This window comes from Prosthecobacter debontii (assembly GCF_900167535.1).
Lineage (GTDB): Bacteria > Verrucomicrobiota > Verrucomicrobiia > Verrucomicrobiales > Verrucomicrobiaceae > Prosthecobacter > Prosthecobacter debontii.
In genome coordinates this window covers 25,373-40,258 of record NZ_FUYE01000028.1, presented here as the reverse complement: position 1 = coordinate 40,258, position 14,886 = coordinate 25,373, and the positions used below count along the sequence as shown (strand labels likewise).

General features: G+C 58.3%; 12 protein-coding genes. 10 read left to right on the top strand and 2 right to left on the bottom strand.

Annotated elements, in window-relative coordinates:
* On the top strand, window positions 1-193 hold a 193-nt coding region (locus B5D61_RS27150; protein WP_176159311.1), incomplete at its 5' end, for a transposase.
* Window positions 194-716: 523 nt separating this feature from the next.
* Here the strand turns inward: B5D61_RS27150 and ftsH are convergent.
* Complete coding sequence (ftsH, locus tag B5D61_RS24655; RefSeq protein WP_078816097.1) at window positions 717-2,795, bottom strand: ATP-dependent zinc metalloprotease FtsH; 2,079 nt, start codon at window positions 2,793-2,795, stop codon at window positions 717-719.
* A 108-nt stretch (window positions 2,796-2,903) separates the two neighbouring features.
* The gene (locus B5D61_RS24650; RefSeq protein WP_078816096.1) at window positions 2,904-3,335 is read right to left on the bottom strand and encodes a hypothetical protein; all 432 of its coding nucleotides are present in this window, start codon (window positions 3,333-3,335) and stop codon (window positions 2,904-2,906) included.
* Between the two features lie 369 nt (window positions 3,336-3,704).
* Between B5D61_RS24650 and B5D61_RS24645 the strand changes: the two genes are divergently transcribed.
* From B5D61_RS24645 to B5D61_RS24605, 9 genes are all read left to right on the top strand, one after another.
* Entirely contained in the window at window positions 3,705-6,200 is a 2,496-nt protein-coding gene (locus B5D61_RS24645; RefSeq protein WP_139373490.1) for a DEAD/DEAH box helicase, read from the top strand.
* A 91-nt stretch (window positions 6,201-6,291) separates the two neighbouring features.
* On the top strand, window positions 6,292-7,539 hold the full coding sequence (gene fabF / locus B5D61_RS24640; RefSeq protein ID WP_078816094.1) for a beta-ketoacyl-ACP synthase II: 1,248 nt from the start codon (window positions 6,292-6,294) through the stop codon (window positions 7,537-7,539).
* A 179-nt stretch (window positions 7,540-7,718) separates the two neighbouring features.
* The gene (locus B5D61_RS25965) at window positions 7,719-8,039 is read left to right on the top strand and encodes a hypothetical protein (protein WP_139373489.1); all 321 of its coding nucleotides are present in this window, start codon (window positions 7,719-7,721) and stop codon (window positions 8,037-8,039) included.
* 105 nt (window positions 8,040-8,144) lie between these two features.
* Complete coding sequence (locus tag B5D61_RS24630) at window positions 8,145-8,528, top strand: DUF423 domain-containing protein (RefSeq protein ID WP_078816092.1); 384 nt, start codon at window positions 8,145-8,147, stop codon at window positions 8,526-8,528.
* Window positions 8,529-8,607: 79 nt separating this feature from the next.
* On the top strand, window positions 8,608-11,043 hold the full coding sequence (locus tag B5D61_RS24625; RefSeq protein WP_078816091.1) for a bifunctional serine/threonine-protein kinase/formylglycine-generating enzyme family protein: 2,436 nt from the start codon (window positions 8,608-8,610) through the stop codon (window positions 11,041-11,043).
* Between the two features lie 193 nt (window positions 11,044-11,236).
* Window positions 11,237-12,142: a ParB/RepB/Spo0J family partition protein gene (locus B5D61_RS24620; protein ID WP_078816090.1), complete on the top strand. Its 906-nt coding sequence runs from the start codon at window positions 11,237-11,239 to the stop codon at window positions 12,140-12,142.
* Window positions 12,143-12,172: 30 nt separating this feature from the next.
* The gene (locus B5D61_RS24615) at window positions 12,173-12,607 is read left to right on the top strand and encodes a nuclear transport factor 2 family protein (protein ID WP_078816089.1); all 435 of its coding nucleotides are present in this window, start codon (window positions 12,173-12,175) and stop codon (window positions 12,605-12,607) included.
* A gap of 97 nt (window positions 12,608-12,704) precedes the next feature.
* A complete protein-coding gene (locus B5D61_RS24610) occupies window positions 12,705-14,270 on the top strand; it encodes a fused MFS/spermidine synthase (RefSeq protein WP_078816088.1) in 1,566 nt (521 codons plus the stop codon).
* A gap of 76 nt (window positions 14,271-14,346) precedes the next feature.
* A complete protein-coding gene (locus tag B5D61_RS24605) occupies window positions 14,347-14,796 on the top strand; it encodes a hypothetical protein (protein ID WP_078816087.1) in 450 nt (149 codons plus the stop codon).
* The last annotated feature ends 90 nt before the right edge of the window (window positions 14,797-14,886 follow it).

Sequence of the window (14,886 nt, the reverse complement as noted above, 5' to 3'; positions counted from 1 at the left end):
GCGCTTCCTTCCAGCTTACTCGCCGGACCTCAACCCGATTGAGAAGATGTGGAGCAAGATCAAGAACTCGCTGCGCAGCCTGGAGGCCCGCACACCGGAGCAACTAGATGCAGCCATCAGCGTAGCGTTCTCAAAGGTCACCGCCAAAGACGCCATGGGTTGGTTCGCTTCTTGCGGTTATAGCATTATTTAATATGCTCTAAAGGTATAGCGATTGTCGAAAAGAATTTTCGAGCCTTCAGGGTCAAGCTTGGTTGAATGAAAAACAGCAGAGAAGTGGCCCGCACACTCCGTGTGCGGAAAGCCCAGCTAGGCACACCCCAGCGCTATCCTTCTCTCTTTCACCTAGCCTGTGCCTCCTTATTCGAGGTCGGAGTCGTTGAAGCTCCTCCTCAGCCTTCCATACGGTCACCCGCACACGGAGTGTGCGGACCACTTCGCTCTGCGGCTGACACCTTATGGAAAAATAGAAACGCCGTCGGCTGACCGGAAACTCTTTTCGCCATGGGCTGCTTACTCACGCGTCTTGAGTCCTGCATCCGCACCGGCTCGCATCTCAGACTCCCCTCTTTTTACCGCCAAGGCGGTGTGGCGCTGTCGCTTCCCACTGTACTCCGGGACGCTTCGCGAGGATTAAGATCCCGCCCCAAACAAAAAGCGGTGTCGAACACGAGGTCCGACACCGCTCAAAGGCATTGGGTTAGTTCACTTGGAGATCAAGCCGGCACACCAGCCAGACCACCAGGGAGGCCGCCCAGGTTTTCATCGTCCTGAGCTGCTGGACGAGGCTCGGCGGCTTTAGGAATCGGTGGGGGTGCTGGGGGTTTGGGTTTATCCTTCGGCGGGTTGATCATGTAACCGTGATCCATGATCTCTTTGATCTGGCTGCCATCGAGCGTCTCATACTCAAGGAGAGCCTGGGAGATGGCATCCAGCTTGGAGCGGTGATACAGAAGGATTTCCTTGGCCTTGGCATAGGCTTCATCAATGAGGCGCTTCACTTCCTCGTCGATCTTCTGGGCAGTGGCACCGCTGTAGTTGCGGTTACGGGCCAGATCACGAGCCAAGAAGATGGCTTGCTCACCTTCACCGTATTCCACCATGCCCATTTTCTCGCTCATGCCCCAGGCACAAACCATGTTCCGAGCGATGGCGGTCGCCTGACGAATATCGCCCATGGCACCGTTGGTCACGTCGCCAAACTTGATCTCCTCAGCCACACGCCCCCCCATGGCGACCACGAGATCGTCCAGGAGTTCGCTCTTACGATGGGTGAACTTGTCTTCTTCAGGCAGCCACATGGTGGAGCCCAACGATGGACCGCGAGGAATGATGGTCACCTTATGGAGAGGATCGGTATGCTCCAGCACCTCGATGAGGATGGCGTGGCCAGCTTCATGGTAGGCGGTGTTTTCTTTTTCCTTCTCACTGAGTGCGAGGCTACGACGCTCACGACCCCAGCGGACCTTGTCACGAGCCTCTTCCAACTCAGGCGTGCCGATGGACTTCAGATTTTTACGGGCTGCGAGCAGAGCAGCTTCGTTGATGACGTTGGCCAATTCAGCGCCGGAGAAGCCTGGGGTGCCGCGGGCGATCTTGGAGAGATCCGCCGTTTCATTCAGCTTCACACGCTTAGCATGCACATTGAGAATTTCCTCACGGCCTTTGACATCGGGCAGGCTGACGGTGACCTGACGGTCAAAGCGGCCTGGACGCAGCAGGGCGGGGTCGAGCACATCAGGGCGGTTGGTTGCGGCGATGATGATGATGCCCTCCTGGGTATCGAAACCGTCCATTTCCACGAGCAAGGCGTTGAGGGTCTGCTCACGCTCATCGTGACCTCCCCCCATGCCATGACCACGATGGCGGCCAACGGCATCGATCTCATCAATGAAGATCAAGCACGGAGCATTCTTTTTGCCCTGCTCAAACATGTCACGCACACGGCTGGCACCGACCCCGACGAACATTTCGACGAAATCAGAACCGCTGATGCTGAAGAAAGGCACATCGGCCTCGCCGGCAATGGCACGTGCCAGGAGGGTTTTCCCTGTTCCAGGAGAGCCCACCATCAAGACACCTTTTGGGATCTTGCCGCCCAGTTTCTGGAAGCGCTTAGGATCCTTGAGGAACTCGACGAGTTCGCTGACTTCTTCCTTCGCTTCTTCCACACCGGCCACGTCCTTGAAGGTGACCTTGTTGCGATCTTGGGAGAGCATCTTGGCCTTGCTTTTGCCGAAGCTCAAAGCTCCGCGACCTGCGCTCTTGATCTGCTGGCGCACGAGGAAGTATAGCAGGAGCAACAGCACCAGGATAGGCAGCATGGACACCAGCAAGGTGCTCCACTGGTTGTTCTTATATTTAGGGACCAGCACGAGCCCTTTGGACTCCATGAGCTTCTGCAGCTCTTCTTTCTGATACTGGATGCTGACTGGCACGCTGAACTTCACGGAGCCTGGGGCGGCTTTTTCGTCAACGGCAGGGGCCAAGACGGGCTTCGTCTCGCTTGTAGTCGGGGCAGAACGGAAGGCATAACCTTCGATGAATTCCGCCGTGGTCGTGTCTTGCTGAATCAGCTCAAGGTCTTTGCTCTTGTCGATCTTATCGTTTTCGACAAGGTCGCGAAACTCCTTGTAGGAGATGTTTTGCGAACCCGCAGTCTGCTGGCTGGCCATGTAAGCTGATCCCATCAACAAGACGGCCATGGCGAGGAGGAGAAAGCCCCTCCAATTGAACTGCGGCTCTTGATTACGCCGGTTCGGGCTCTCGTTTTTGGGTGTTGGGTCGTCTGACATGAGGATGGATCAAATAGGAACGAAACTAATTACGAACGGCGAGCATACACGTCGCATCATCTTTTGCAAAACCGGATTCCTGCCCCCTTTTGAGGGGAAATACCGCTTTTATTTCCGCAGGCGATAAGGGGTGCCGCAATACATGCAGCGAAAAGTGCCCGTGAACAGGACGGAGAGGACGGCGGAACTGCGGTAAGAGAGAGGTGGGATTCGCTGAGCTTCCGCGTGTTTATGGCAACGCTTTTCCTGCAAAACCGTGCCGTGACAGAGTGTGCAGTGCAGCCGCTGCGCGAATAAAAAGCCAACGACGCGCATCCCGACAAATAAACCTAACCCACTGAGAGCCAGCCATCCATAATGGGCAGCCCCCTGTCCAAGCAGCAGGCAGCCGCTCACCACGAAGGTCATCAGGCCGATCCAAGACAAAGCCAAGACCAGGGACACCATCCAAATCCTGCCCGGCCGGGGATGCTGCCGCGCCTTACGCACTCTCGAGGTCTCCAGAGGGACGGGTTCAGCAGCTTGAAAGGTGGCCTTCATGGATCAAAACGATAAACAAACCCTCTGATTTTAATTAAATATTTATATTTTATATAAATTTATCAACTACTTAGTGCTTCAATTTGCTCTTGAAAACGGACTCATTGATTCGCCTCCTCGCGGCATGGTGGTTCTCCGATCGTGCGACCTTTTCAAGGTGGCTCATGACAGGATGTCGCGCGCATTTTGAGCCTCGTCGCCAAGGGCCGGAGCCTTCATCAACCCGCTGGTTTTGAGTTCCTTACCTTTCCCTCAGACCCCGCTTGGCGACAAAATGAAAAAGTTCTACATGGCGGGACAGACGCGTTTCTCTTCGAGGAGGTCGCTTGCGCTGAGCCGCTCTTCTTCGTATTCCAAGACAGCCTCCTGATGCTTCCTTCGCTCAATACCCTCAAGCTCCCTGACCTTTGGCAACATCAGGCGGTGAACCTGCTGCGGGAGGGAACCGACGTTGTCGTGAGTGCCCCTACCGGCGCGGGCAAGACCTTCGTCTTCGAGCTTTTGCATCAATCACGCTCCCTGACTGGCCAAGCTATTTACACCGTGCCGACACGGGCGCTGGCCAACGACAAGTATGCCGAGTGGAAGGAAGCACGCTGGAATGTCGGGATCGCCACCGGAGATGTCTCCGAAAACACCGGGGCTCCAGTGGTGGTGGCCACGCTTGAGACACAGCTTGAAAGGCTGGTCCGGGGGGAGGGCCCGGCTCTCCTGGTGATTGACGAGTATCAGATGATTGCTGACACCAGCCGCGGCAGTCATTATGAGGCAGCGATTGCCCTGGCTCCCCCCCAAACACGCCTGCTCCTGCTCAGCGGTTCGGTGGCCAATCCTGAAGATGTCGTCGGCTGGATGCGCCGTCTTGGCCGCTCGGCGGAGGTGGTGCAGACCAAGGAACGCCCGGTGCCGCTGGAGGAAGCTCCCTGGGAGGCGCTGCCCCAACGCATGGCACGGCATTTCGAGCATTTTTGGCCGAAGTTTGCCGCTGCCGTCATGCTGGCGGATCTGGCGCCCTTGCTGATTTTCTCACCGCGCCGAAAAGAGGCTGAAGCCATCGCTCGCAGATTGGCCGCGGATTTACCGGCGGGTGAACCGCTGGAACTCACCCCCGAACAACGAGGCGTCTGCGGTAAGGAACTGAGCTCGCTGCTGGAAAAGCGCGTGGCCTATCACCACAGCGGTTTGTCTTACGCCGCCCGAGCCGGGGTGATCGAGCCGCTGGCCAAAGCCGGGCAACTCCGCGTCATCGCCGCCACCATGGGGCTTGCTGCCGGGATTAACTTCTCCGTCCGCAGCGTGCATGTCGCCGCAACGACCTTCCACGATGGTAAAAGCGAACATAAGCTCACCCCGGATGAACTCCTCCAGATGTATGGACGGGCTGGTCGCCGGGGACTGGACGAAAAAGGTTATGTCGTCACGACCCGCCAAAGCCCCTCACTGATGGATGCGCGTGCCGCCCGTCTGCACCGAGGAGATCTGCTGGCGTGGCCCATTTTCCTGAGGGTGATGAAGCATGCCGCGCAGACGGAAGCGCATCCCTTCGTCGAAGCGGAGCGCTTTGCGGGGAGGCTGTATGCCAAAGTACCTCCCTTGCTCGGTCTGGAAGAGCACGCTCCGGACACTCCTGAGAAGACCGAAGCCAAAGCCCTTTTCGGGCTGGAAGCCACTGAGAAGCAAATCTTCAATTCCAAAGGCGAGTGGGAGCGCCGTGTCCATTCCCCAACGGAGTTTCTTCCCCTCAGTCAGGCTTGGTTAGCCGATATGGACCGCATTGCCCCCGCCCTGAGCGTGCCGGCTTTCGTGGCTCGTTTTGCCCATGGCATCGGCCGCGTGGGAAAGCTGGGGGAAAATCGCTATGGAGTGGAGATTCCCCTCGGGCAGCCCGAGGACACCTCCCCTGGCGAAATCCGCCCCACCAAAAGCCTGCGTCGGCTGCTGAAGCTTCCCCGGAAGCAAGAAACCCTGCCCGTGGAGGAAATCGAAGTCCTCCACGCAGCGACCTTGGCGACAGCCCTGCAGGCCAATCAAGAAGATCTGAAACCGCAGGAACTCCCCCAATTCCTAGAAAGCCGAGCCAAAGAAGGGCTGGTCTTTGCCGTGTTTGACCTGGGCGAGGTGAAAGTCCCGATCTACCGCGATTCTCTCGATTGTCCCATCGTGCAGCCTCGTGAACGCAGCATAGCCGTCAAAAACGCCACGGCTGTGAACGGTGAAAAGGCCACTCAGCCGAGCGCAGGCCGACAGCCCCGCCCAGGATCGCCCATCCATGCCTGGAGATCGCTCGGGCTCATTGATGAAGGCGGCGTGCCCACTCGGCGTGGCGAGATCTTCTCCTTCTTCCAGGGAGGCGAGGGCCTAGCCGTGGCCGCCGCGCTCGAGGATGAATCCTATCCAGTCGATGACCTCATCCTGCACATGGCCAATCTGCGCAGTGGCACCAAGTTTGACCTGCCCACGTCCTGCAGTTCAGAGAGGCTCGGGGCTGTCTGCCGAAACACTTACGGATTCATCAATCATAGCGGTTATCTGGAAAATGGGCTCCCTCCAGACTACGGCGAGGGTGCGGCGGAACTCCTCGGTGCCTTGCTGAATCCTGATCAAGCCGAGGGGCGTGAACCTCCGCCCGAAGTGGCTGAGGGCGACCTCTCTCGTGCCTACGTGGAGTGGCTGAGCCTCCTGCGCCACATCACTCATGCACCGACGCACCCCTGGAAACGGTGGCAGGCTCTCCAGGAGGAAACCCAACACGTGCTGAAACGCCACAATAAAACCCTGAGGCACTTGTTCCATCTGGACCTGCCCCCGCTGACCAATAAGCAGCGGCACGGGAAAACCCGGCACTATCTCCTTTCCAAACCGTAACTCCCCCCAGACACCCCACGGAAAATCCCTTGCCCCCCGGGGTAAAGCGTGTTCTCTGGACATTCCCAAACTCACCCCTCACCACCACCACATGACCGAACGTCGCGTCGTTATCACCGGAATCGGAACCGTCTCCCCCCTGGGAAACAACAAGGACGATTTCTGGAAAAACCTCCTGGCTGGCAAAAGCGGTATCCGCCGCATCCAGAGCATGGACACCACCAACTATGACTGCAAAATCGCGGGTGAAGTGGTGGACTTTGACCCCACACCTTTCTTCAACAACCACAAAGAAGCCCGCCGCGCAGACCGCTTTTTCCAGCTCGCCATGGCCGCTTCCAAAATGGCCGTCAAAGACAGCGGACTGAACCCTGACAGCCTAGACCCACATCGTATCGGCGTCATGGTCGGGAGTGGTATCGGCGGTTTGAGCACCATCGAAACTCAATATGAGATCCTGCTGAACAAAGGACCCGGCCGTGTTTCCCCTTTCCTCATCCCGATGATGATCACCAACATCGCGACCGGGATGATCGCCACCGAGTTCGGCTTCATGGGCCCGAACATGTGCATCACCACCGCCTGTGCCACCTCCAACAACAACATCGGAGAAGCCTGGCGCATCATCAAATTTGGCGATGCTGACGCCATCGTCTGCGGTGGTTCAGAAGCCTCCATCCGTCCTTGCGGCCTGTCTGGCTTCGCCAACATGAAGGCGCTGTCCATGCGCAATGACGATCCAGAAGGAGCGTCCCGCCCTTGGGATACAGGCCGTGATGGTTTCGTCATGGGTGAAGGCTCCGGTGTGGTCGTGATCGAAGAACTCGAGCATGCCAAGAAGCGCGGTGCCACCATCTACGCCGAACTCGTCGGTTACGGGGTGACGGCAGACGCCTATCACCTCACCGCCCCGCATCCGGAAGGTCTCGGTGCCTCCAAGTGCATGGAGATGGCCCTGCGTCATGCCAAGCTGAATGCGACCGATGTCAGCTATGTGAACGCTCACGCCACCTCCACCCCTGTAGGTGACATGTGCGAGCTGCGCGCCATCAAGCGCACCTTCGGCGCTTATGCCCAGGATGGTCTTCTGGTCTCCGGCACCAAGTCCATGACAGGCCATTTGTTAGGCGCTGCCGGTGGCATCGAACTCGCCGCTTCCATCCTCGCCATCCGCGATCAGGTCGTTCCTCCCACCATCAACGTGGAAAATCTGGACCCTGAAGTGGATGTGGACATCGTGGCCAACGAGGCACGACCAGCTAAAGTGAATGCCGCCCTGAGCAACAGCTTCGGTTTCGGCGGTCACAACTCCGCGCTTCTGGTCAAGAAGTTCGAGTAGCTTTTCCCTCATCATTAGCTCTGATCACCAAACCCGCGCAGCTACTGTGCGGGTTTGTTTTTGCCGTCAAACCAGGTCTCTGAAATGCTCGACAACACACGCAAAACCACTTTTTTATTCGATACTTGAATAGAGTTAAACGACGTCCCGTCGAATCTAACGAACCCAAGTTCATCACTATGAAAAATCTTATTGCCATCCTCGCTATCGTGACCGGCATCGGCTTTACAGTTCCAGTCCAATCCACCGCACGTGATTGGGGATACTCGGATCGTCGTGTTGTCGGTCGTTATCCTTGTGGAGAACCCATTTATGCCGTTTACACCGTCACCAAACGTGACAAGCATGGGCGTGTGCTCGAACGTGGTTGGAAGAGAACCAGTTCCAATCACAGTCATTGCCGAGCATGCTACGGAGGATCTGGAAGAGGTCGATATGATCACCACGACGACTATGATTATCGCCCCCCCATCCGAGTTCCTTTTTTCTTTGGCCGTTAACCGTCACTGAACAGCTTATCTCATCCGCCACCGTTCCTTTTAGGTTCTGTGGCGGTTTTGTTTTCTTGATTTGCATTTCCTGGCCATGCGTATCCCGTTGCAGTCATGCAGCCAGATACCACCCGCCTTCGCCTTGCCGCCATCCTGGGGTTGTCAGCCATCATTCTGGGTTCATTGGGGGCCCATGGAAAAGTTCATGACATGGTGGTCGCCGCAGGTGCTTTTGAAAACTGGAAGACGGCGGTCAGCTATCATCTCCCCCATGCCATCTTGCTAGTGATCCTGGCCTTGGCCGGAAAGGTGGGAGGCAAGCGCGGCACTTGGGCTTGGAATAGCCTGTTCATCGGGGTTCTGCTATTCAGTGGCTCGCTTTACACTCACGCCCTCACCCAAGTGAAGTGGCTGGTGTATGTCACGCCGATCGGGGGCGTGGGCATGATGTTAGGGTGGGTTTTACTGCTCTGTGCCCGGTGGCAACCCCGGGGGTGATCTTTGTTCTTTCCGCTTCTGTGTGAAAGCCCGTGATTGAGTCCCGGAGTCATCTCACGTATGGTTTCTTTTATTGCCAATGTCCCGCTCTCCTGTTCGCCCGCTTCCACCACCGGACCCTCCTGGTGACGGCAGGCCGTCGGCACGGAAAACAGAGTCGGATATCGCCTTACCCGCCCCGCCCTCTGCTCAACGGCCTTCTCGTAAACCTGGGGATAAAACCGGGCCTCTTTCGCATCGCGACGACATTCTCATTCCCGACTACACGCTGATCAAACGCGTGGGCTCGGGTGCGTATGGTGAGGTCTGGCTCGCGCAGAGCGTGACGGGAGCCTATCGAGCGGTGAAGATTGTCTGGAGAGAAGACTTCGAGCTCACACGCACCTTCCACCGGGAGTTTCTAGGCATTCAGCAGTTTGAGCCCATCTCGCGCGGGCACCCCTGCCTCGTGCACATCCTCCATGTCGGCTGGAATGAAGATCGCGGTTTCTACTACTGCGTCATGGAGCTGGCCGATGATGCCGAAGAAGGCCCGAACTTCGCCGATATCCAGACCTACGTGCCGCGCACTCTGGGAACCGACATGAAGCGCCATGGCCGACTGGACTTGGTCTTCTGTCGAGACGCCGGAGTCTATCTGGCTGATGCGCTGTATTACATGCATAACCGGGGCCTCACGCACCGGGACATCAAACCCTCCAACGTCATTTTCGTGGGGGGCGTCTGCAAGCTCGCCGACATCGGGCTCGTCGCCAGCTTTGGCGAGCGCACCTTCGTCGGCACGGAGGGATTTGTGCCGCCTGAGGGCCCGGGCACCGCTCAAGCGGACATCTACAGTCTCGGCAAGGTTCTCTATGAAATGAGCAGCGGTAAGGATCGCATGGAGTTCCCTGAGATCCCGGCCAACCTTGGCGATGATGAATGGCCGTTCTGGCTGGACCTCAATCGCGTCATCTGCAAGGCCTGTGCGCCCGACCTGAAAGAGCGTTTCCAGACCGCAGGAGAGTTTGCCGAGGCCTTGCAACGAGTGGGAGAAAAGCGCCGTGAGACTTTCCTGCGCCGCTTCAGCCGTGCCGCCGTGTTCACCCTGGTCGGATCCGCCCTAGCAGGCGCTGGACTGACAGCGGCGAAATACGAAAACGCCTGGTCTTATACGCTGCCGTTACCCGTCAAGGCCGCCCCACCTCTGCCTCAACCGCCGCAGAAAGGCCGTCCGTGGCAAAACATCTACGGCCAGTGGTTTACCTTCAGCAAGGATCGCCACATTGCGGATTTCCCGGTCGAGGTCACTCTCTTTCGTTCCTTCTTGGAGGCCACCCTGCGCGCGGCTGAATTCGGCGTCGTCCCTTACATCACGGCGGATAAAAAGACGCTCAACTGCGTCATGGCTCCCGATGCCGATGCCGAAGCCTTTGCTGCCTGGATGACCAGCCGGGATCGCCAAAGCGGGCGCCTGGACATCGATCACGAATACAACTGGCGTGCGGCCAATATCCCCCAACCCGACGGCAACCCGCCACGTCCGGGTTGGCAGGCGATCCGCCTGGAGATCATGCGGGTTCCGTATGGCCGCCTCAGCATCGACAGCACCCCGCGTGGAGCCGAGGTTTTCGATGGAGAACTGCGTGTGGGCAAAACCCCGCTGCAATTGACCAAGGTCCGGGCCGATAAATTCAACTACGAAGTGCGCCTGCCTGGCTACAAGAGTGAATTTGCTCAAGGTAATCTCAAGGAAGGTCAAGCCATGAGCTTCAACCTTCGCCTCAAAGCCACCGGTTCCGTGGTCTTTGGCAAACCGTGGGACAATAGCCTCGGCATCAAGATGGTGCCCATGGGCCGAGCCATGCTAGCCTCCACCGAAGTGCGCCGAAAAGACTTCGTCGAATTCGCCCGCAGTGTGAATCTTCCGCCGATTGACGGGCTCGACCTCAGTGCCAATCTGGACTTCCCGGTCACGTTGATCACCCGGGCTGAGGCCGAGCAGTTCTGCCGCTGGCTCACCGACCGTGAGCGTGCCAAAGGATTGCTGGAGCCCGACCAGGAATACCGGCTCCCCACCGATGACGAGTGGAGCATGGCCGCCTACCTGCCTCGCGAGTTAGGCACCACCCCAGCCGACCGCAGCACCCGGATCGAGGGCATCTACCCCTGGGGCTTTACCCCCGTGCCCACGGCTAGGGTGGCTAACCTGCGCGATAAATCGGCCGATCCTTCCGGCAAAAAATCCATTCCGGGTTACGACGATAAATTCCCCGGGGTGGCTCCCGTCGGCAGTCTGAAAGCCGACAGCCGCAGTCTCTTCGATCTCTCAGGAAATGTCTGGGAGTGGGTCTCCGATCCTTGGGACAGCACGGGGGCCGAAGCCGTTGCCCGAGGTGGCTCCTACACCACCTATGAGCGCCAGCAGCTCCTAGCCTCCTATCGCCTCAAAGTGCCCCTCTCCGCACGCGAAGTAGACATCGGCTTCCGCATTCTACTCATCAGCGCTGGGCTGAACGCTCGGGATGACGATTGATTGAGCCGAAGCCTAATCTCAAAATGGATCGGAAAAGCAGAGGGCGATTCTGAGGCGTGTCGTCAGAACGACCAAGCTCAATCCATTTACCTCCTAGAATTATCCCTTGTCAGCATTTTCTTACAAACGCAATCAGAGCCTCGGGGCAAAACTCGGTTGCGATTCGATCCTGCGTCTTTAACCTCGCGGTCTTATGGCAAAACCCGCACTTGGAAAAGGACTCGGCGCATTGATCACGGCTCAAGCAGCCGGATCAGGGGCTCCGCGTCCGCCTGCTCTGGCGCAGCCAGCCCCCGGCGATGTCGTCAATCACGTGAGCTTGGATCAAGTGGTGCCTAGCCCTCTGCAGCCGCGCAAAGAGTTCATCCAGGAGCAGTTGGCCGAGCTGATGGAGTCCATCCGGGAGCATGGCATTATCCAGCCCCTGATTGTGCGTCGGGTGAATGGCAAGCTCGAACTGATCGCCGGTGAGCGCCGCTTTCGCGCCTCCCGTGAGCTGGGTCTCAAGGAAGTGCCCGTCATTGTCCGCGAAGCTTCGGATAAGGATGTGCTGGAGATGGCGCTCATCGAGAACCTCCAGCGTGAAGACCTCAACCCGATCGAAGAAGGCCGAGCCTATGCACGCCTCGCCAAAGACTTCGACATGCGGCAGGAGGACATCGCCCAGCGCGTGGGGAAAAACCGCGCCACGGTGGCTAACACCATGCGCTTGCTGGATCTGGCCACGCCCGTGCAGACCCTTCTCTCCAGCGGCAAGCTGAGCACCGGTCACGCCAAGGTCCTGCTGACGCTGAAAGACCCTGAACAACAGGAGAAGGCTGCAGAAGAGATCGTGAAAAAAGGCCTCACCGTGCGTGCGGCTGAAAAGCTGGCCGGCAGCATCTTGAATCCTCCTCCGCCGAAGCCCGTGCTGGCGGATAACGAGGTCAGCCACGCCATTCAATCCGTGGAGCAGCGCCTGATGCATCATCTGACCACCAACATCTCGGTCAAGCATTCGGAAAAGAAGGGCCAGATCGAGATCGATTACTACGGTGTCGAGGACCTGAACCGCCTGCTGGCGCTGATGGGAGTGCCTGAAGAACAGGCGGAGGCCTAAAGCTCGACGGAAGCCTAAAACTGCCCGCTCATGCGCCATTTCTTCACGCTCTTCACCTGCCTGCTGCTGGTGACTTGCAGTCCAGCCGCGCACTCCAGCCAAAGCGAACTCGAGACTTTCCTCCAGCGCTACTTTTCCACCTGGTCCGCCCAGGACATGACCGGCTACGCCGACTGCTTCCACACCACGGCCCGGATTTCCTTTGTGGGACACGATGGCCAATGCAGCAGCCAGGGGCTCACCGATTTCATCCATGGGCAGACCCTGGGGCACCAACGCAGCCCGACTCCGATGAAGGAAGTGCCCACCGACATGAAAATCAGTGGCGATGACCGGGTGGCCCAGGCTGCCGTCCGCTGGAAGCTGACCAAGGGCAGCGAAACCGTCACGGGCACGGATTACTTCACCCTGGTGAAAACGGCCAGCGGTTGGAAGATCGCCAGTCTGGTGTTTTACAACGACTGAAACCGGCCCGAAACGGAGGTTTCACCCGCAGCGGTCAATCTCGCCTTGCCAGGGAAACAGCCCGCACTGAATACTGGCGGCGTTTTCCTCTCTGCTCATGTCGAAACCCGCCTCTAAAGCCTCCGCCGCCCCCGTGCCGACGGGTTCAGTCTCTCACACACTCTCCACCCGCCTCTTTCTCGGGGCCGCCTGCTTCTTTTCCGGGGCCTCCATGATGGTGATCGAGATTAGTGCCGCTCGCCTGTTAGCGCCCTTGTTCGGCAACAGCGTTTACACCTGGACCGCCCTCATCGGCGTCATCCTCATCGCTTTCAGTGCCGGGGGTTTTCTGGGAGGGCGCTTAGCTGACCGCCGAGCCGGGTTGGATGTTCTTGGCTGGCTGCTCGCCGCAGTCGCCGTGCTCACCTTTTTCATCCCTGCCCTGAGCACCTGGTTCGGCCCGTTGTTTGCCAAAAGCGGCCTCATTGACGGCCCCGTGCTGTTTTCCCTGTTCCTCCTGGCTTTCCCAGGGGCGTTGTTAGGCGCGGTCTCCCCGGCTGCGGTGCGGCTTTACAGTCTCACGACCTCTGACAGTCACATCGGCGGCGCGGCGGGCACCATCAGCATGTTGGGCTCCCTCGGCAGCTTCGTGGGTACCTTCCTTTCTGGTTTCTTCCTTCTGGGCAACTTTGGCGTGCGCAGCATTTTCATCGGCACCGCCGTGCTGCTGCTGGCCCTAGGTATCATCGCCTTCCTACTCACCGGCCGTGGTCTGGGCGCCACGACCCGTGCGGTCTCCATGGGACTCGTGGCAGGTCTCGTCGGCGCTCTGGTCAAACCGGTGCCGGCTGAGGGGGTGATTTATGAAGAGGAATCCTTCTACCATCGCATCCAGGTCACGGACGAAGGGGTCAGCCCCCACCGCCGTCGCCTGCTGAAGCTGGACTCCACGCATGAAGGCGGCATGAATCCCGACACCGGCGAGCTGATCCTCGGCTACCAGCACTACTGGCGTCTGGCCATGCTGCAGGACCGCCCGCTCCAGAGCGCCCTCTTCATCGGAGCTGGGGCCTTTGGCATGCCAGAGGAGGTCTCCCGCACTTTCCCTGAAGCCACCGTAGATGTGGCCGAGCTCGACCCCGCCGTCATCGAAGTGGGTCATCGCTTCTTTAACCTCGATAAGCACCCGAAGGTGCAAGCCCACGCGGGCGACGCCCGCCACTACCTGCGCACGCACAGTGACCAGAAATGGGACCTCATTTTCGGAGATGCCTACAATGGCGTTCAAGCCATCCCCTCCCATCTCGCCACCAAGGAGTTTTTCCAACTCATCTCCGATCGACTGACGCCCCAGGGTGTTTACACCATGAACGTCATCTCCGCCGTGCAGGGGGACCGTGCTGAGCTTCTGGCGGGCATGTTAGCGACGCTGCGTGAAGTGTTCCCTCACCTGGAAGTCTTTGCCGTGCAGGGGCCGCGAAACATGAACCAAAACGTGATCATCTTGGCCTCCCACCAGGACGTGAGCCGCCTCATCGAAGATCAGTCTTACCCCTCCGCCTCCTGGCAAAACCGGCTGCTTCGCACGCACGTCCCCCGGCACTACTTGCCTCAAAATGGCGTCGTTTTTACCGATGACTTCAATCCCGTGGACGCCATCATCGCGCGCGGATTGCTTCGGTAAGAGACTTTTCAGCCTATGAGCTGGGGTGAGGGGCTCGTTTCGGTTTCTCTACCCATCTAAACTTCACTTGGGTATCATGGGTTCCGTGACCGATGATCAAGTTTTAAGAGATCGCGCCATGAAGGTGGTGAAGGCGAGAGAAACGCCTCTTGTGAATCAGGCGTTGCTCACCCTGGATCTCTTTAGCCTTTTCTTGTTGTGCCTGTGTCTTTTTCCCTTCCTGCGCTGGGTCAGGAAAGGAGGGCGTTTATTCGCAGGAGTGATCCGACTCTGGTTTGGCCTGATCGTCTATCACACCTGGTTGATCGTCATCGCTCCACTCGTGGCCTGGAAATGGAGCGGTAATAAACAAGTCCTCTCCTACTATCCCGAAGGGCCTGGCCTGGTAGCCATCACCTTAGCGGGTTGGCTCCCCAGTCTCATCGTCAGTTCCATCGTGATGAGGATTCGGTTCTCACTTCGTTGGACGTGGGCAAAATTTCATCCCCCTCAAAACATTCAGGGCGGACCCCCCGGTCCGCCCTGAAGTTTTATGAAGGTCACCAACAGCCAAGAAGACAACCCACGAAATTGAGCGATGGAGCCCGCTAGGGGCCTCCGATCTGCATGCATTCTA